Below are 17,814 nucleotides of genomic sequence, written 5' to 3'. Positions count from 1 at the left end.
TTGATTGTAAGCTTTGGGATAAATATTGACTAATTTTGTGAAATTAATAAATAACAAGAATTAATAAACAATAAATAAAACTATGGCATTAGAAATAACAGATGCTACTTTTGATGAAGTAGTACTTAAAAGCGATAAACCAGTATTAGTAGATTTTTGGGCAGCGTGGTGTGGTCCATGTAGAATGGTAGGTCCAATAATTGAACAGATCAGTGAAGAATATGAAGGTAAAGCTGTTGTAGGTAAAGTAGATGTTGATGCAAATCAAGAATTTGCTGCAAAATATGGTGTACGTAACATCCCTACAGTATTAGTTTTCCAAAACGGAGAGGTAGTTGGACGCCAAGTTGGTGTTTCTCCGAAAAATGTATATGCTGAAGCACTAGATTCTTTAATCTAGAGAATAATTTTAGAGATAAAAAAGGGTTGACGGATTGTCAACCCTTTTTTATTGAAAACAGATTAGTATCCGTATATTGTTAGCACGAAAGTATTCGTTAATCTCATAACTCGCAAAGCAATATGAATATCCAAAATGAAATTAATAGCACCAGTGGTTTTACCAACTTAGAGCTTTTAGCCAAACAGGTGGTCGAAGGTTTTATTTCCGGTATGCATAAAAGCCCTTTTCACGGATTTTCTGCTGAATTTGCCGAGCATAAAGTTTATAATAATGGAGAGAGTACAAAGCATATAGATTGGAAATTGTATGCTAAAACTGATAAATTATTTACTAAAAGGTATGAAGAAGAAACAAATCTAAGATGTCATATCATTATTGACAATTCTTCTTCTATGCATTACCCCCAAATCAAACAACATCATTTAGAATCCCTAAATAAGATAAGTTTTTCAGTATTAGCAACAGCTTGTCTTATGAACATTCTTAAAAAACAGCGTGATGCCGTAGGTCTAAGTATATATAGTGATACCTATGATTACTATACGCAAGAAAAAGGTAGTGAGCGACATCATCAGATGCTTTTAAGTAAGTTAAGTCAGATAATTACTACTCCAAAGGATACTAAAAACACAGACACTTATACTTTTTTACATCAAATAGCAGAAAAAATTCATCGCAGATCTCTCATATTTTTATTTACGGATATGTTTCAGGCTACTTCAAATCCAGAAAAACTATTTGAGGCTTTAAGACATCTAAAATATAATAAACACGAAGTTGTGTTATTTCATACCTTCGATAGTACTAAAGAATTAAATTTTGATTTTAGCAATAGACCTACTCGATTCGTGGATGTAGAAACTGGTGAATTTGTAAATTTATATGCAGACAATATCAAAGAAAATTATCAAAAAGCTGTGAGTTCTTATTTCTATGAACTAAAATTAAAATGCTCTCAATATAAAATCAAGTATGTAGAAGCAGATATCACAAAAAATTTCGACAAAATTCTTACCACCTATCTTGTTGAAAGGCAGAAATTTGCGTAGAATCACAAAAAAATACTTAAAAAAAGTTCAAAAAACATTTGCGGGTATTAAAATGAGGTGTATATTTGCATCCGCAATAAGGCAATGGTCTGGTAGTTCAGTTGGTTAGAATACCTGCCTGTCACGCAGGGGGTCGCGGGTTCGAGTCCCGTCCAGACCGCAACAATTGCAAAAGCTTCAATTACGGTTGAAGCTTTTTTTTGCAATGTACAATGTTGTGTTGTCCCATGCCAATTGCATGGGTGGTTTAGTAAACCAATGAGAAGCTTTTCCTGAAAAAGGAGAGGCTTTTTTTAATTTCTTTTGTATCCACTTCCACTTACAGTTAGATCAATCATTCTTTTCATTAATAGGTTATATCTTTTTAACTACTTGAACAATCTATTATATAATTCAAAAATGTAAGTTTTTTCTTGTTAAAATATTTAATTTTTAAATTAACTATGTTAAAATTGCATTTTTTTACGATAAAATACACAAAAAATTTGGAGCTAACCAAAAAATCACTATCTTTACAAAGTGAAAATGAGTTAGTGCTTTCGTTCCCCCCAAGATGAAAGTTTTTATAAAAGTGAGTTTTAATTTTAGAATAAGCCCCTAAATTAAGATGATTTGTGTGAAGAAAAAGAGTGCGTTAAACGCACTCTTTTTTTGTTTTAATATATTTTATTAGAAGACAACAGCGATCAAAATATCGCTTCCCAATGTTCCCACACTTTATTAACATATAAAATGATAAAGGCGATAGACACGATGAACTTCACAAAAGTACCTGCAAGAAAACCTAGAAACGATCCAAATGCAGCTTTTAACGCTTTTGATGAATCTTTGCTATCCTTTATAAGCTCTCCAATAAAAGCTCCAGCAAAAGGTCCTATAATTATCCCAAATGCACCTAAAAAAAGTAATCCTATTACCAATCCAATAGAACTTCCTATCATTCCGTATTTTGTGCCGCCAAAACGCTTTGTTCCCCATGCAGGAACGATATAATCTAATATCCAAACGACAATAGCAATTCCCAGAGTAATTCCGAGAAAAGTCCAGTTCTGTGGGATCACATCTGTAAAATGAAGTATCAACAAACCAATCCATGAAGTAAAAGGACCCGGCAACACTGGAAGAAAACTACCAATGATACCAACCAAACATAATATAAAACCAATGATTACTAACGCTATATCCATAGTAAATTATTAGACTATCAAAAATGAATATTGTTACTCTAATATTATTTTTTTTCTAAAATACTTAAAACTGTAGTAACATCAAATTAGCTAATAAATCATAATTTTGTAGGAAACGAAGTACCCTTAGAAACCTATTCTATCCCCGAAATGAAAAAGTATATCTATATAACCTTATTGGTTACTTTATCCAGCTTCTATTCTTATTCACAAAATAAGCCCACAACACTTAAGTGTAAAAACAAATCCATAGAACGCGTCCGAAAACATTGTATTTGTAAGGATATTGAGCAATACGTGAAAAAAAATTACGACATCCTCGCTGTTTCTTCATATGCTAAATCAGGAATTAATCGCATCTATACAAGGTTTAATATTTCTAATAAAGGGAAAATTGAAAATATTGAAGTAAAAGGATTCTCTCCTGAAATCGAAAAAGAAGCTATAAGAACACTTCTATCCTTCCCGGATATTATTCCTGCAAATACCATATCCGAAGCTAATACTAATGTAAATGACTCTTATACCATAATGATTCAGTTCGAAATCAAAAATACCATCACAAATCTTTAGTAACACTAACACCCTATTATTGATACATTTATAATAGTTTCCATTCCAAAACGAGCTGTTTTTACAAGTAAAGAAGCAGTAAAAGGGCTATTTTTTTAAATTTTTAAACTAAATATTTAGTTAAAAAGAAAAAATGTATATATTTGTCATTCAACTAATCTATTAGTTGAATAGATATAGATATCTATAGAACAACTGGGGGACGTCGACCTGAGTCTACTATTTTTGGAATACAATGTAGTAGGCTCTGGATTGACACGATAACAATGTTTATGTAAAAGAAAAAATATGCTCCACTACCTACTTCAAATCCTTATTTTTCAATCATTATTCCTTTTGGTTTATGACGTTTTTCATAAAAAGGACACCTTTTTTAATTGGAATCGTTTATACCTAATTGTCACTCCATTTTTATCATTAATACTTCCATTTATAGAATTAGACTTTTTGACTTCTAGTTCTACAGAAATTGTTGTTACTAATATCGAGCGTTCCATCATTGTTCCTACCGAAAAAATAATCTTTAATACCAATGTAACCAGAACAGATGCTGGTACAAATGGAATACAAATAAATTGGTGGATAGTGACATATTTAGCAGGAGTTTTGCTAAGCTTTATAAATCTGTTATTGAAGTTTCACAAGCTTCATATCCTTAGAAACGTATCACACATATCCAAATCATTTAATCAGAAAATAGTAATTCTTCCAAATAGTATGCACGCGTTTTCTTTTTGGAATACAATTTTCATTGGAGATTCTCTAACCGAGGAAGAACAACAACATATTATATCACATGAACTTGTTCATGTAAATCACAAACATACTATTGATCAAATAGGAATCGAGCTCCTAAAAATCTTATTATGGTGGAATCCTTTGGTATATATCTATCAGGCAAGAATTACACTGCTACATGAATACATTGCAGATGCCATTACCATTCATAAAGTAAACCAAAAAAACTATATAGAACAATTATTAAATTCTGCTTTTCAAACAGAGAAAATCACATTCATTAATCAATTTTTCAATCAATCATTAATCAAAAAACGAATATTTATGTTACAAAAGTCCCAATCAAAATCTATTGCCAAATTTAAGTACCTGCTTTTAATTCCTGTACTAACAGGGATACTTACCTACACCTCTTGTAAGGATGGTTCTTCTATTAATGAGTCAAACGAACCGAAGACTACTCCAGTAACAGAGGTTTCCTCTAATAATGATAAAAAAGCTGTTAGTAATCAACCTGCTTGCCTTAATAAAGGATCTAAATATGACTATAAATTAGATAATTATTTGAAAATTGAAAATGGCAAAAATGCGGATATTATTGCAAAACTTATCTTATTAGAAACAAATGAAGTGACCAGAACTGTTCTAATTTATAAAAATCAAAAACGTTATGTAAGAAACATTCCTGAAGGTATATATAGAATAGATGTTACCTATGGAGAAGATTATATGGAAAAAGAAACCGATGGAGTTTGTAATGGTAGTTTTCAAAAAGAAATCCTATTTGAGACTGGAGAAGACATATTAGACTTCACTACTATCATTACAGACCAAGGCAAAAATGTACCATCGTACTCTATGACTTTAGATTTACTTCCAGAAGAATTAAGGAAAAATCATAATCATACTGATGAAGTTCCTGTAACCGAACAAGAGTCTACACGAAAAAAAGCAATGGATATGGCTCAAAAAATGGCAAAAAATAAAACTGGAAAAAAAGACGACATTTCTATTCCTATTTCAATTTCCAAAGAAAAAGTAGAGCTTAATTGTGCTAACAATGCCTCTAAATATGATACAAATCTTAACAATTATTTAAAAATATCAAATGGAAAAAATTCCGAGATCATTGTAGATATTGTCAATCTAGAAACATTAGAAAGTGTAAGAACGATACACCTGCCTAAAGATACTCAGCATTATGTCAGAAATATTCCAGAGGCTACCTATAATTTGGAAATTGTTTATGGTACCGATCTTAGAAAAACTAGTGCAAACGGAAATTGCAAGCTTTCTTTTAATAATAAACTGGCAAAAGAAAGTGGTAAAGACAAATTAGATTTCCATGTAGCTAGAACTTCAACTGGCACGAATGTTCCTTCCTATTCTATCACTTTAGATGTCTCATATCTAATAAAATAAACATCTTGTAATAACCAGAAAGAATTAAATTTAAAAGGTATGCTACAATACATTATTCAAACTATATTATTTCAGCTAATATTTTTAATAGCGTATGATTTATTTCATAAAAAAGACACCTTTTTTACAGTTAATCGAGTATATCTTTTAGTGTCTTCACTTCTTTCCTTAATGCTTCCTTTTATTAAGGTAAAAAGTATTCAGGAAACCATACCCGATGATTATGTTGTGAATTTACCGACTGTGTTTATCGGTGGAGCGCAACCTATTAAAAATACAGTTGTAGAAACAACAAATACCGTTGCTACTGCTCCGCTGAATATCAACTGGTGGTTGGTTATTTACATTATAGGAATTGCGATCACCTTGTTTTTATTTATCAGAAAAATTTTCATTATATATTCTTTAAATAAAAAATCAACCAAGGGAACATTTAATACCTTTCCTATTAGGATATTGCCCAATAGCAAAGACGCATTTACATTCTGGAATACTATCTATATCGGTGGCGAATTATCGAAAAATGAAAAAGATCAGATCTTAATTCATGAAATTGTTCATCTAAAACAAAAACACACCTTAGACCTTCTTTGGTTTGAGATAATTAAAATCATTTTCTGGTTTAATCCTTTATTATACATCTATCATTCTCGAATTATCACTTTACACGAGTATATCTCTGATGCTTCTGCGATTAAATTACTAGGAAAAAGACAATATTATGAGCAGTTGCTCAATGCAAATTTTGAAACGAAAAACGTACAATTTGCAAATAATTTCTTCAATCATACATTACTTAAAAAAAGAATCATCATGCTTCAAAAAACGAAATCAAAATCAAAAGCTAAATTCAAGTATTTAGCTGTAGTACCATTACTAGTGGTAATGCTTACTTTTACTGCTTTTTCACAAAAAGCTGTTGCCTTAGCAAATATTTCTTCAGAAAAAATTACCGATGAAATTCAGGAAATCACTAACTCATTTTCTAATACAGATACTACAGACGAAGTCCAAATCGCCAATGAAGTTCCAGTAAAAGAAATCATAGTACCTTCTGAAACCGAAGACCCAAAAATGGAGGAAGCATCTAAAACACTTCCTGTAATTAATAAAGAAGAAACAAAAGCAAAAAAAGCTATTGCAACTATCGCTAAAGATTCTTTATCGGAGGTAGATCAAAAAATTGTGAATCGACTTTTAGAAATCAAAGAAGATATAACGATTCATAACAAAAGTTTTGCTAGTAGAGCTGTATTATACTCACAGGATCCTGGATCCAAAGGAAATGGTGGATTCTATTTTGTGCAAAAAGATACTCCATTTCATGAAAGCTTTAAACAAGTAGCATTTAGCCTACAAGAAGGTGAAATTTCGGAACCATTTAGAACTCCTTTTGGTTGGCATCTCCTTACTGTAGAAAAAATTAAAACTGATGGTGTAGATGTTAGACATATTTTAATTATCAGAGAACAAAATATTCCTTTTGCCGTAGTAGAAAAAGTACCAGCTACTCAAAATTGCAAGGACTTGGCCAGTAATGAAGAGGTAAAGAAATGTGTGTCTGACGAAATCAAAAAATATGTAAATAAACATTTCGATATGAACATCCCAGAAAACCTTGGTTTAAAGGGTATAAACCGGGTTTATGTTAGATTTAAAATAGATACTTCAGGAAATGTCGTAGAAGTAGAATCTAGAGGTCCAGCTATCGAAGTAGAAGAAGAAGCGAATAGAGTGATTAGCTCTTTACCTAAAATGATTCCTGGAGAACATAAAGGTGAGAAAGTAAATGTGTTATACTCCTTACCTATCGTATTTCAAATTGGAACCGAAGTTGATCAAAAGGATAAAAAAAAAAGCGATAATTAAAAACAATATCAACGAAGATACTGTCCTCACCGAAAATCTTTCTAATGACGAAAACAATGAAGTCGAAAAAGGATATTATTTAGTAACGGGAATTTTTAAGCGTAAACCTTATTTTGAAAAAGGAATGGCAAAACTTAAAAAGATGGGGCTTGACCCAAAATGGTTTAAAAACCCCAAGGATACTTATCTATATGTATATCTAGATAGATATGATACACTGGATGAAGCCAAAGGAATGTTATATTCAGATTATAGAGGAAAATATGACGGTGATTTATATATCCTAAAAATTCAATAATAAATTAACAAAACACAATACCCTTATAAAAGACAGATGAAACAATTAACAAAAGCAGAAGAAGAAGTAATGCAGCTTTTATGGCAACTTGGAGAAGGAAATGTAGCCGCCATTATCGAATGCATGCAAGAGCCTAAACCTGCATATAATACTATTTCTACAATTATTAGAATTTTAGAAAACAAAGAATTTGTATCTCATCGAAAAGAAGGAAAAGGATATATCTATTTCCCTTTGGTTAAAAAAGAAGAATACAGTAATCAATCGTTAAACAAGTTGATGAATAATTACTTCAATGGTTCTTTTAGAAATATGGTCTCATTTTTTGTCAAAAAGAATGATATGAATATCAAAGATTTAGAAACCATTCTAAAAGAAATCAACAAAGAAGATCATGACGCTTCTTAGAGCTATTAAATATTGCATCTTTATTGTTACGCTACTTGCTTTTACCATTGCTAAAGCTCAAAAGGCTTCATTAAAGGCAGCGGATAGTCTATATACAATTGGTAATTATACCGAAGCTATAAAAGTATACCAGAATATCGAACCAAAAGATGACTATATTTTACTAAAAATTGCCAAAGCACATAAAGCAAAAGGAACCTATAATGATGCTTTATCTTATTATGAAAAAGTACTTCAATTAGATACTGAATTATTATCAGCAAAACTGGAATATGCTAAACTATTAACCACTACCAGAAAGTATAAAAAAGCAGATAGTGTATACACTGGTTTAGTATCCCAATATCCTGATAACCCAAATTTTTATTACCAATTAGGTTCTGTAAAGAAAAAACAAAAAGATAGTACAGCAATTGTTTATTTTAAAGAAGCTTTTAAATTAGATAGTACACACCAAAAAAGCTGTTTCGAAGTAGCAAAACACTTTCTAAAAAAGAGAAATTATAATAAAGTCGAAGATATTGCTAATAAAGGATTATCCTCTTATTCAGAGAATCCTGAATTGATCAATATATTAGGGCAAAATTATCTTTTAAGGAAGTATTATTCTGAAGCTATCCCATATTTTAAGAAACTAATCTCATTAAATCATGGTAATGAGTATGTACATGCCTCGTTAGCGCTATGCTATCATAAAAATTATGACTATAAGCTAGCGATAATCCAATATCAGGAAGCTCTGAAATATAATGATCAAGTGCCTCTTAGATATACCCGAATGGCTGAAGCCTACACCAGATTAAATATGTATAACGAAGCATTAGCTAATAATACAAAAGCACTACTTTTAAAAAATCTTCCTGTAGAACAAGAATTTTTCAATGTTGCGATGAGTCATCGTCATTTAGAAAATTGGGAAGAAGCGATTAAATATGTAAAACTAGCGATCAAAGAAAATCCAGAATTCTTAAGAGCCCAATATCAGCTAGCCGTATTTGCAGATGCTTATTACAAAGACCCAAAAGTGAAACTGGAATACTATAATGTATTTATGAAAAAATTTGGAGAAACTAAAGATGCCAAAAACTTTTATGGATTTATGGTCAATAAAAGAATTACTCAACTCGAGAAAGAAATTCAAACTTCTGAAAAAGCTGTAGTGGAAAAATAAACATCATCTCGTCTATTCATTTTCAGACGATAGAAACCCTTCAGCAATGGTCTTTTAATAAAAAACTTTAATTTTAGGGGCTTTATATACACATCTTGTATTTTTACACCTCATAAAATTAACGAATGATTAAAAGGGTATATTACATATATGTTTTCATCTTCCTATCATTTTCCTGTGATAAATTATTGGTAAAAAAACAAAACCAAGAGGACGTTTTTAGAGAAAAATGGAGTGAAATTGATGAAAATCAAGTAGATAAACCTCCGCTATTTGAAACCTGTATTAATGAACCTGAAGAAATAGATGATTGTTTTCACCAAACTATTATCAATCATATAAAGTCCGAAATAGCTGACACTAAAATTTCGGTAACAACATCCATAAATGATACTATATGGATACCATTACTAGTGGATAAAAGAGGAAAAATCAACTTAGAGGAATTTACTATACCAGAATTAATAACTGAGCAGATTCCTAACTTTAAAGAAATTCTTATAAAAAGCATCAAAACGTTGCCAAAAGCAGACCCCGCTATTGTACGAAGTACTCCAGTTACCTCTAGATACAAATTACCACTAGTTATTCATATGAATTAATAAGCTATTGCTTAGTTTTGTAGAAACGAGAATTTCTTGGAAAACGAAAAAATCATACTAGGTATTGATCCTGGAACTACCATTATGGGATTTGGATTGATAAAAATTATCAATAAAAAAATGTCCTTTTTACAATTAAATGAGCTACAGCTTGGTAAATATGATGACCATTATTTAAAGTTGAAACTTATTTTTGAAAGAACAGTAGAGCTTATTGATACATATCATCCCGACGAAATAGCCATCGAAGCGCCATTTTTTGGAAAAAATGTACAGTCTATGCTAAAACTAGGACGTGCACAAGGAGTCGCTATGGCAGCTGGATTAAGTAGAGAGGTACCTATAACCGAATACTCCCCAAAAAAAATAAAAATGGCAATTACTGGTAATGGTAATGCCAGTAAAGAACAAGTAGCTAAAATGCTTCAAAACCTTCTAAAAATCAAAACACTGCCTAAAAATTTAGACTCTACCGATGGATTGGCAGCTGCTGTTTGTCATTTTTATAATATGGGAAGAGCAGATATCGTAGGAAAAAGTTATAGTGGTTGGGCTGCTTTTGTAAAACAAAACGAAAAGCGAGTTAAAAAATGACACGTTTGACTATTCTATATTCTCAGATATAACCTTAGATTTGTAATAATATAGAATTGTTAAAACTAAATAACAACTGATTTGTCTGGTATATACATCCATATTCCTTTTTGCAAACAAGCTTGCCATTATTGCGATTTCCATTTCTCAACTTCTACTAAAAAGAAGGATCAAATGGTATTTGCTTTGTGCAATGAGATTAAACTAAGAAGATCAGAAATTGACGATCACCAAGTTATTGAAACGATATATTTTGGAGGAGGAACACCAAGTATTCTTACTGTTCCTGCTTTGAAATTTATCATAGATACTATCTACGAAAATTATCTAGTATCAGATGATGTAGAAATAACCGTAGAAGCAAATCCAGATGATCTTACAGAATCCTACGTAAAAGCCATTGCTAGCACAGAAGTAAATCGACTAAGTATCGGTATCCAATCTTTTTTTGACGAGGATTTGAAACTTATGAATCGAGCGCACAATGCCAATGAAGCTAGTAAGAGTATATCCTTAGTTAAGGAATATTTTGATAACTTTTCTATTGATTTAATTTATGGAATACCAGGAATGTCAGCCGATAGATGGAAAGAAAACCTAAAAATAGCATTAGACACCAAAGCTCCACATATCTCTAGCTATGCACTAACGGTAGAACCCAAGACCGCCTTGGCTTCATTCGTAGAAAAAGGCATTATTGCACCCGTAGAAGATGAACTTGCTCAAGAGCACTTTGACATCTTAGTAGATACGATGGAGCAAGCAGGATTTGAATATTATGAATTTTCTAATTTTGGAAAACCAGGATATTTTAGTAAAAATAATACCGCATATTGGCAAGGAAAGCATTATTTAGGTATCGGTCCTTCTGCACATTCGTATAATGGTAATGAACGAAGTTGGAATATTAATAACAACACAAAATATATCAAAGCGCTGCAAGAAAATGAGCTTCCTAGAGAAGTAGAAAAGCTAACCACTACCGATAAGTACAATGAATACGTAATGACAGGATTACGAACAATTTGGGGTGTTTCTCTTGAAAAAGTGGAAAATACTTTTGGAATTACCTTTAAAGAATACTTACTAAAACAAGCTAAAAAACATATAGAAGAACATTTATTGTTTTTGGATAATGACACGCTATCAGTTACTAAAAAAGGAAAGTTTTTAAGCGATGGGATTGCAAGTGATCTTTTCTTATTAAATTTAGGCTAACTCAGAAGATAGAGGAACACATTTTCATGATTACAACCATTCAATACCAGAAGACTTCTTATCAAATTGATTTATCTAAACCATTGGATATCTCTATTTCATTGAGAGCAACGGAAGATAACGTAAATGCCTGGTATATCCCTGCTCCAAAAATAGAACCTGTAAAAGATGGTGATTGGGTTGGAAAAGTTTCTGAAGGAGCTTCTACTAACTTTAATAATATATACTTTAATCCTCATGGACATGGAACACATACAGAATGTGTTGGACATATCACTCCTGAATTCCATAGCATTAATCAAACTTTAAAACAATTCTTTTTTACGGCTGAACTTATTACGATTGACCCAGAAATTAACGACGATGATTTTGTAATAACAAAAGAACAAATCAAAAAAGCGTTGCTTTCAAAACCAGAAGCACTCATTATACGAACAACCCCTAATCATGCAGGTAAATGCAACAAACAGTATTCTCACACCAATTGGGCGTATTTATTAGAAGAAGCAACACAATTTATAAGAGAACAAGGAATCAAACATCTTTTGATTGATTTACCATCTGTAGATAAGGAAAAAGATGATGGGAAATTATTGGCGCACAAAGCTTTTTGGAATTATCCTCAAGATACCCGATTAGATGCAACTATTACAGAAATGGTTTTTGTAAAAGATCAAATAAAAGATGGACCATACATGCTTAACCTTCAGATAGCATCTTTCGAAAATGATGCTTCTCCTAGTAAACCTGTTTTATATAAAATAATACAATCATGATGAAAACCACTTTGCAGTTAGAAGAGCTAGCTATGCTTGTTTTAGGCATATACCTTTTTAGTTTACTCTCATTTTCTTGGTGGTTATTTTTGGCTTTATTTTTGGTACCTGATATTGGAATGTTAGGATATATTATCAACACTAAAATAGGAACTTTTTCATACAATATATTCCATCATAAAGGCATAGCTATTGTAATCTATCTGATTGGCGTATACCTATCCAATGAATACCTATTGTTATGCGGAATTATCCTATTCTCTCATTCCGCCTTTGACAGAGTTCTAGGATATGGTCTTAAATATGAAAAAGGGTTTAAATTTACCCATCTAGGCGAGATTGGGAAAAAGAATTAATATGGAATTATTATTTATTGGATTATTAATAGGTGCTATTTTGGCGTATTTTATTTTTGCCAGATTTAGTGCTGTTAAAAAAAGAGCTACTGTACAAACACAATCCACTATTCTTATGGAAAAGATAAGAAGTGTTTGCAAACTTGTTACGGTAGAAGGGGATTTTGCAGAAATATACCACTACGAAAGTGTAAAAGAGAAATTCTTTAATATCATAAGAGGCAAGAAAAAGGCATTAATCCTAATTGATGCAAAAGCACATGTAGGATTCGATCTTTCCAAGATAAAATTAGAAAGCGATACCAAAAACAAAAAAATTATTTTAACCCAATTTCCACAAGCCAAATTACTTACTATTGAAACGGATTTTAAATATTATGATAAGAAAGAAGGTTGGTTAAATCCTATGACTTCTAATGATCTTACCGATATTAACCAGGAAGCAAAACAATTTATTATAGATAAAATTCCTCAAAGTGGGTTGATAGAAGCTGCTGGAAAAGAATTATTAACTGTAATATCTCTTATGGAAACCGTTGCGGAGTCTATAGGTTGGAAATTAGATTATTCTGCTTTAGAACTCAATAATGAGTTAGATCAAAAGCTTCTTAACTAGAAAATAATGAGCATTACAATCTCTACGGATAACTCAAAACTAAATATTGATTTTATTCATCAATTTTTAACGAATGCCTATTGGTCAAAAGGAAGAACCAAAGAAGAAGTTCAAAACAGTATAGAACATTGTCTTAATTTTGGCGTTTATCTAAATGGTGAGCAGATTGGTTTTGCTAGATTGTTAACAGATTATACAGTTTTTGCATACCTTATGGATGTATTTATTATTGAAAATTATAGAGGTAATGGATATTCCAAACAACTGATCAAAACGATCGTAGAACATTCTGAACTCCAAAAAGTACATCGGTGGATGCTTGCTACTAAAGATGCGCACGGATTATATAAACAATTTGGATTTGAAGAATTACCAGATCCTAATTTGATGATGACAAAATGGACATAGAAGCTTTTAGAGCATATTGCTTATCAAAAAAAGGTGTTACAGAAGAATTTCCTTTTGACGAAAATACACTGGTTTTTAAGGTAATGGGCAAAATGTTTGCCTTAACGGGATTGGAAAGACTTCCCTTCAGCGTAAACCTAAAATGCGATCCCGATAAATCTTTAGAACTCCGAGAATATCATCCAGAAATCGAACCTGGATATCATATGAGTAAAAAACATTGGAATACTGTTAACTTTTCTGGCAGTTTAGCTACTCATATGTTATGCGAATTAATTGATCACTCTTATGACTTAGTTGTTAGTGGACTGACCAAAAAAGCAAAACAAGAATTAGAAAACCTTTAAAACAAAAAAAGAAAATCCATATCATAGTCTTTTCGGCTTATAACATTTTCTTTTTACACATACAATGAACAAACCGCACGAATTTTATGACTCGCAAATAAAAAGTCATAGCAACTCTTTAAGTAAGATAAAAAAACAATTAGCTATTTCTAGTACCATTAGACTTCTTGTTTTTCTAGGGATTATAGCCGGAATCTACTTTGGATATCCTAATACGCAGATCATTCTGGGAAGTATTATTGTAGGTATTGTGATTTTTATTGTTATGGTAAATCGTCATACTAACCTATCCTATACCAAAAATAAACTCCAAAAATTAATCGATCTGAATCAACTAGAGTTAGACGTTTTTAATAACGACTATAGCAAACTTCCTGCAGGAAAAGAATTTATCGATGCTACCCATGAGTATAGTCATGACATTGATCTATTTGGAGAACGGTCTTTCTTTCAATACACTAATAGAACTGCTACCATAGCTGGTAAAAACATGCTTGCTGAGCTACTAAAAAGTAATAATATAAAAGAAATAAAAGACAAGCAAGATGCTATTAAAAACCTCTCTAAATTAGCTTCCTGGCGACAAGAGTTTACAGCTATTGCCTCCTTAGTAGAAGTCTCCATATCCATATCCAAAATTCAGTCTTGGTTACAAAAATACACACCCTTTGTCCCAAAAATAATGAAAGTACTTCCTGCTATTGTTTCTACAATCTCTGTTATATTATTGGTGTTGCTTTTTATAGAGATTATTACATTTCAAATGTTTCTCATTTGGTTTTTTATTGGCTTAGGAATCACAGGATCTCAACTAAAAAAAATAAACAATTTGTATAACGATGCTAATAAGGCAAAAGATACCTTCGAACAGTATTATAAGCTAGTTGATCTTATTGAAAAAAGTAAATTCGAATCGAAATTATTGCAAATAAAACAGCAAAATGTCATCAATGAAAAAGAAAAAGCTTCATTAATTCTAAAACAATTTGCTAGTATCCTAAATGCCTTTGACCAACGAAATAATATGATGTTCGGAATTTTTGCAAATGGTCTTTTTCTTTGGGACATCATACAATGCTATCGAATTGAAAAATGGATAGCTGCTCATCATCATAAAGTAGACCAATGGTTTGAAGTCATCGCATTTTTTGATGCTTATAACTCCTTAGGTAATTTTGCTTTTAATAATCCTAATTATGTATATCCAGAACTGACAAAAGAAGGGAACATCATTGAAGCTAAAGCATTAGGACATCCAATGCTAAAAACCTCTAAACGAGTTGATAATGACATTACTATTAATAAAGAAGAGTTTTTCATTATCACTGGTGCTAATATGGCTGGTAAAAGTACTTTTTTAAGAACTGTAGCCCTACAGATTGTGATGTCTAATATAGGACTTCCCATATGCGCAAAATCTTGTACCTATAGACCAATTAAATTGATCACAAGTATGCGAACTTCTGATTCGTTAAGTGATGATGCTTCTTATTTCTTTTCAGAATTAACGCAACTTAAAAGAATTGTAGATGCCTTACACAAAGACGAATATTTTATCATTTTAGACGAAATCCTAAAAGGCACTAACAGTAAAGATAAAGCTGCGGGATCCAGAAAATTTGTAGAACGATTGGTAAAAGCAAATGCCACTGGTATCATAGCTACTCATGATTTAAGTTTATGTGAGATAGCTTCCGAATTGAACTCTGTAAAAAACAGATTTTTCGATGCTCAAATTATTAATGATGAGTTATTTTTTGATTATAAATTCAAAGATGGGATTTGTCAAAATATGAATGCTTCCTTTCTATTGAACAAAATGGGGATCGTTTAGTCTTCTTTTATAGGCAGAAGGAGTAATACCCTTTATTTCTTTAAACTTTCTATTAAAATTGGATAAGTTTTTAAATCCACTGCTGTAAGAGGCTTGAGATATCGTAATCTCTTTTTCTTTGGATAATAATTTACAAACATTTTCAATTCTAACTTCTATCAAGAATTGAAAGAACGTTTTGTTCGTTCTGGTTTTAAAATATCTACAAAATGCATTCGGAGTCATATTAGCAAGATCCGCTGCTTCTTTCAAGGAAAAGTCTTTACTAAACTCATCCATCACAGCTTTAAAAACTTTTGCCATCCGTTTTCCTTCATTATCAGTATACACCCTTTTAGAAATAAATGAGGATATCGTTTGAGTATGAGCTGTTTTTAATAACTGTAATATCTTTAAAAACAATACGAAACGATCAAAACGATTTTCTTTTTCTAAAATTCTCAGAAACTGTTTTTTAAGCTTCTGCTTTTTAGAAAGTACTCTAATTCCGTATGCCGAACTTCTAAAAAAATCCGAAAGATCTTCAAACTCTGGGAGTTCAAAAAAAGATTTACCAAAAGATTCTCTAGTAAAAAAAAGCGAAATCATATACGATTCTTCATCCGAAGAAGCGCTTTTTAGCACATGTGGTACATTACTACCAAAAACCAAAATATCATTTGGCTTATAATCTGTAATAGCATCTCCTACAATTAAGCTACCTTCCCCTGATATGATAATAGATATTTGTATCTCTTCATGCTGATGCAGCTTATCATATAGCACAATTCCCCTATCTTCCTGAATAAGCAACGTATCTGTAGAAGATTTTGGTATTTTAAAAGGTAGGGCTTTCATTTACAGATGAATATATTCCAATATTAATCATATTAATGTAAATTTCAATAATATAAGATAATATAGTATTAGTTTTAGATAATTTCACCATATCCTAAGCTGTAATTTGACAATATCTTTGAATAAAAAAACAACAATGAATATAAAATGGGAAGGTGTGATGCCTGCAGTAACTACAAAATTTACTGATCAGGACACTTTAGACTTACAGATGTTTACGACTAATATTAAAGCTCAATTAGACGCTGGTGTTCATGGTATTATACTAGGTGGTACTTTAGGAGAAGCCAGTACACTTACTGATTCGGAAAAAAGCACTTTGGTAAAAACTACTGTAGACATCGTTGATAATAAAGTTCCAGTGATTATCAATATCGCTGAGCAAAGTACAAAAGGTGCTATAAACGCTGCTAAGAAAGCTAAGGAAGATGGCGCGAATGGACTAATGATGTTACCTCCAATGCGATACAAAGCTGGAGATCGAGAAACGGTAGTATACTTCAAAGAAGTAGCTAAAAATACTGACTTACCCATTATGATTTATAACAATCCTGTAGATTACAAAATCGAGGTTACACTGGACATGTTTGAAGAACTTTTGGAAATGGATAACATTCAGGCAGTGAAAGAATCAACAAGAGATATTTCTAATATTACTCGCATCAAAAATAGGTTTAATGATCGACTAAAGATTCTATGCGGTGTGGATACGCTTGCCTTAGAAAGTTTACTTATGGGTGCTCAAGGTTGGGTGGCTGGATTGGTCTGTGCTTTTCCGAAAGAAACTGTTGCTATTTATGAACTACAAAAAGTAGGCAGAATCAAAGAAGCCTTAGCAATATATCGCTGGTTTTTACCATTGTTAGAATTAGATATAAATCCTAAATTAGTACAGAATATCAAACTGGCAGAAGTTGCTACAGGTATTGGAACCGAAAATGTTCGTGCTCCTAGACTTCCGTTAATTGGAGACGAACGAAAAATGGTTTTGCAAATTATAGAAAATGGGATCAAAACAAGGCCTGTTTTACCAGATTACAAATCATTAGTAAGTAGCTAGTTTGAAAGCTACCACAAAAAGACAATAAAATTATTACACTCATTAATG

The 17,814-nt window shown here is 31.5% G+C and carries 20 protein-coding genes and 1 tRNA gene; 19 read left to right on the top strand and 2 right to left on the bottom strand.

The window, feature by feature from the left end; genetic code table 11:
• Positions 1–82: 82 nt before the first annotated feature.
• From trxA to Q1B37_RS09245, 3 genes are all read left to right on the top strand, one after another.
• Positions 83–400, top strand: coding sequence for a thioredoxin (gene trxA / locus Q1B37_RS09255; RefSeq protein WP_299605517.1), 318 nt, complete (start codon positions 83–85; stop codon positions 398–400).
• 122 nt (positions 401–522) lie between these two features.
• Positions 523–1,452: a DUF58 domain-containing protein gene (locus Q1B37_RS09250; protein WP_299605515.1), complete on the top strand. Its 930-nt coding sequence runs from the start codon at positions 523–525 to the stop codon at positions 1,450–1,452.
• 86 nt (positions 1,453–1,538) lie between these two features.
• Positions 1,539–1,612: transfer RNA gene (locus tag Q1B37_RS09245), tRNA-Asp, on the top strand.
• Positions 1,613–2,138: 526 nt separating this feature from the next.
• On the opposite strand, the gene Q1B37_RS09240 is transcribed toward Q1B37_RS09245, so the two are convergent.
• Complete coding sequence (locus Q1B37_RS09240; protein ID WP_299605513.1) at positions 2,139–2,639, bottom strand: DUF456 domain-containing protein; 501 nt, start codon at positions 2,637–2,639, stop codon at positions 2,139–2,141.
• A gap of 297 nt (positions 2,640–2,936) precedes the next feature.
• Between Q1B37_RS09240 and Q1B37_RS09235 the strand changes: the two genes are divergently transcribed.
• The 15 genes from Q1B37_RS09235 (at position 2,937) to Q1B37_RS09165 (ending at position 15,869) form a co-directional block, all read left to right on the top strand.
• Entirely contained in the window at positions 2,937–3,212 is a 276-nt protein-coding gene (locus Q1B37_RS09235) for a hypothetical protein (RefSeq protein WP_299605511.1), read from the top strand.
• A gap of 288 nt (positions 3,213–3,500) precedes the next feature.
• A complete protein-coding gene (locus Q1B37_RS09230) occupies positions 3,501–5,372 on the top strand; it encodes a M56 family metallopeptidase (protein WP_299898136.1) in 1,872 nt (623 codons plus the stop codon).
• Positions 5,373–5,411: 39 nt separating this feature from the next.
• A complete protein-coding gene (locus Q1B37_RS09225; RefSeq protein ID WP_299898134.1) occupies positions 5,412–7,241 on the top strand; it encodes a peptidylprolyl isomerase in 1,830 nt (609 codons plus the stop codon).
• Entirely contained in the window at positions 7,207–7,539 is a 333-nt protein-coding gene (locus Q1B37_RS09220; RefSeq protein ID WP_299898132.1) for a hypothetical protein, read from the top strand. The genes Q1B37_RS09225 and Q1B37_RS09220 overlap by 35 nt, the downstream gene beginning before the upstream one ends.
• Before the next feature lie 36 nt (positions 7,540–7,575).
• A complete protein-coding gene (locus tag Q1B37_RS09215; protein ID WP_299898130.1) occupies positions 7,576–7,947 on the top strand; it encodes a BlaI/MecI/CopY family transcriptional regulator in 372 nt (123 codons plus the stop codon).
• The gene (locus Q1B37_RS09210) at positions 7,934–9,118 is read left to right on the top strand and encodes a tetratricopeptide repeat protein (protein ID WP_299898128.1); all 1,185 of its coding nucleotides are present in this window, start codon (positions 7,934–7,936) and stop codon (positions 9,116–9,118) included. The genes Q1B37_RS09215 and Q1B37_RS09210 overlap by 14 nt, the downstream gene beginning before the upstream one ends.
• 125 nt (positions 9,119–9,243) lie before the next feature.
• The gene (locus tag Q1B37_RS09205) at positions 9,244–9,720 is read left to right on the top strand and encodes a hypothetical protein (RefSeq protein WP_299605498.1); all 477 of its coding nucleotides are present in this window, start codon (positions 9,244–9,246) and stop codon (positions 9,718–9,720) included.
• Between the two features lie 36 nt (positions 9,721–9,756).
• Entirely contained in the window at positions 9,757–10,314 is a 558-nt protein-coding gene (gene ruvC / locus Q1B37_RS09200; RefSeq protein WP_299605495.1) for a crossover junction endodeoxyribonuclease RuvC, read from the top strand.
• Positions 10,315–10,395: 81 nt separating this feature from the next.
• Positions 10,396–11,532, top strand: a complete 1,137-nt coding sequence (gene hemW / locus Q1B37_RS09195) for a radical SAM family heme chaperone HemW (protein WP_299898126.1) — start codon at positions 10,396–10,398, stop codon at positions 11,530–11,532.
• A 26-nt stretch (positions 11,533–11,558) separates the two neighbouring features.
• Positions 11,559–12,308, top strand: coding sequence for a cyclase family protein (locus Q1B37_RS09190; RefSeq protein ID WP_299898124.1), 750 nt, complete (start codon positions 11,559–11,561; stop codon positions 12,306–12,308).
• Complete coding sequence (locus Q1B37_RS09185; RefSeq protein ID WP_299898698.1) at positions 12,308–12,664, top strand: DUF4260 domain-containing protein; 357 nt, start codon at positions 12,308–12,310, stop codon at positions 12,662–12,664. Before Q1B37_RS09190 ends, Q1B37_RS09185 begins: the two co-directional genes overlap by 1 nt.
• Position 12,665: 1 nt before the next feature.
• Positions 12,666–13,280 carry a DUF4230 domain-containing protein gene (locus Q1B37_RS09180; RefSeq protein ID WP_299605486.1) on the top strand — a complete coding sequence of 205 codons (615 nt, stop codon included), beginning with the start codon at positions 12,666–12,668 and terminating at the stop codon, positions 13,278–13,280.
• A 6-nt stretch (positions 13,281–13,286) separates the two neighbouring features.
• Complete coding sequence (locus Q1B37_RS09175; protein ID WP_299898122.1) at positions 13,287–13,688, top strand: GNAT family N-acetyltransferase; 402 nt, start codon at positions 13,287–13,289, stop codon at positions 13,686–13,688.
• Positions 13,679–14,035: an MmcQ/YjbR family DNA-binding protein gene (locus Q1B37_RS09170; protein ID WP_299898121.1), complete on the top strand. Its 357-nt coding sequence runs from the start codon at positions 13,679–13,681 to the stop codon at positions 14,033–14,035. The genes Q1B37_RS09175 and Q1B37_RS09170 overlap by 10 nt, the downstream gene beginning before the upstream one ends.
• Positions 14,036–14,099: 64 nt before the next feature.
• Positions 14,100–15,869, top strand: coding sequence for a DNA mismatch repair protein MutS (locus tag Q1B37_RS09165; RefSeq protein ID WP_299898119.1), 1,770 nt, complete (start codon positions 14,100–14,102; stop codon positions 15,867–15,869).
• On the opposite strand, the gene Q1B37_RS09160 is transcribed toward Q1B37_RS09165, so the two are convergent.
• Positions 15,843–16,706, bottom strand: a complete 864-nt coding sequence (locus tag Q1B37_RS09160; RefSeq protein ID WP_299898117.1) for an AraC family transcriptional regulator — start codon at positions 16,704–16,706, stop codon at positions 15,843–15,845. The two genes, Q1B37_RS09165 and Q1B37_RS09160, sit on opposite strands and share 27 nt — an antisense overlap.
• 136 nt (positions 16,707–16,842) lie before the next feature.
• Here Q1B37_RS09160 and Q1B37_RS09155 point away from each other — a divergent pair, with 136 nt between their 5' ends.
• Positions 16,843–17,766 (top strand): dihydrodipicolinate synthase family protein, encoded by a 924-nt coding sequence (locus tag Q1B37_RS09155; protein WP_299898116.1) that lies wholly within the window; start codon positions 16,843–16,845, stop codon positions 17,764–17,766.
• Positions 17,767–17,814: the final 48 nt, after the last annotated feature.

Source organism: uncultured Aquimarina sp., from assembly GCF_947492965.1.
GTDB lineage: Bacteria > Bacteroidota > Bacteroidia > Flavobacteriales > Flavobacteriaceae > Aquimarina.
The sequence above is the reverse complement of the archived record's forward strand: the minus strand, read 5'-3'. Positions and strand labels throughout refer to the sequence as shown.

Coding starts and splice junctions, on each gene's coding strand:
- Q1B37_RS09190 (WP_299898124.1), top strand. CDS start 11,559: ATGATTACAACCATTCAATACCAGAAGACTTCTTATCAAATTGATTTA.
- Q1B37_RS09240 (WP_299605513.1), bottom strand. CDS start 2,639: ATGGATATAGCGTTAGTAATCATTGGTTTTATATTATGTTTGGTTGGT.
- Q1B37_RS09165 (WP_299898119.1), top strand. CDS start 14,100: ATGAACAAACCGCACGAATTTTATGACTCGCAAATAAAAAGTCATAGC.
- Q1B37_RS09205 (WP_299605498.1), top strand. CDS start 9,244: ATGATTAAAAGGGTATATTACATATATGTTTTCATCTTCCTATCATTT.
- Q1B37_RS09170 (WP_299898121.1), top strand. CDS start 13,679: ATGGACATAGAAGCTTTTAGAGCATATTGCTTATCAAAAAAAGGTGTT.
- Q1B37_RS09155 (WP_299898116.1), top strand. CDS start 16,843: ATGAATATAAAATGGGAAGGTGTGATGCCTGCAGTAACTACAAAATTT.
- Q1B37_RS09250 (WP_299605515.1), top strand. CDS start 523: ATGAATATCCAAAATGAAATTAATAGCACCAGTGGTTTTACCAACTTA.
- Q1B37_RS09175 (WP_299898122.1), top strand. CDS start 13,287: ATGAGCATTACAATCTCTACGGATAACTCAAAACTAAATATTGATTTT.
- Q1B37_RS09185 (WP_299898698.1), top strand. CDS start 12,308: ATGAAAACCACTTTGCAGTTAGAAGAGCTAGCTATGCTTGTTTTAGGC.
- Q1B37_RS09160 (WP_299898117.1), bottom strand. CDS start 16,706: ATGAAAGCCCTACCTTTTAAAATACCAAAATCTTCTACAGATACGTTG.
- trxA (WP_299605517.1), top strand. CDS start 83: ATGGCATTAGAAATAACAGATGCTACTTTTGATGAAGTAGTACTTAAA.
- Q1B37_RS09180 (WP_299605486.1), top strand. CDS start 12,666: ATGGAATTATTATTTATTGGATTATTAATAGGTGCTATTTTGGCGTAT.
- Q1B37_RS09215 (WP_299898130.1), top strand. CDS start 7,576: ATGAAACAATTAACAAAAGCAGAAGAAGAAGTAATGCAGCTTTTATGG.
- Q1B37_RS09225 (WP_299898134.1), top strand. CDS start 5,412: ATGCTACAATACATTATTCAAACTATATTATTTCAGCTAATATTTTTA.
- Q1B37_RS09230 (WP_299898136.1), top strand. CDS start 3,501: ATGCTCCACTACCTACTTCAAATCCTTATTTTTCAATCATTATTCCTT.
- Q1B37_RS09210 (WP_299898128.1), top strand. CDS start 7,934: ATGACGCTTCTTAGAGCTATTAAATATTGCATCTTTATTGTTACGCTA.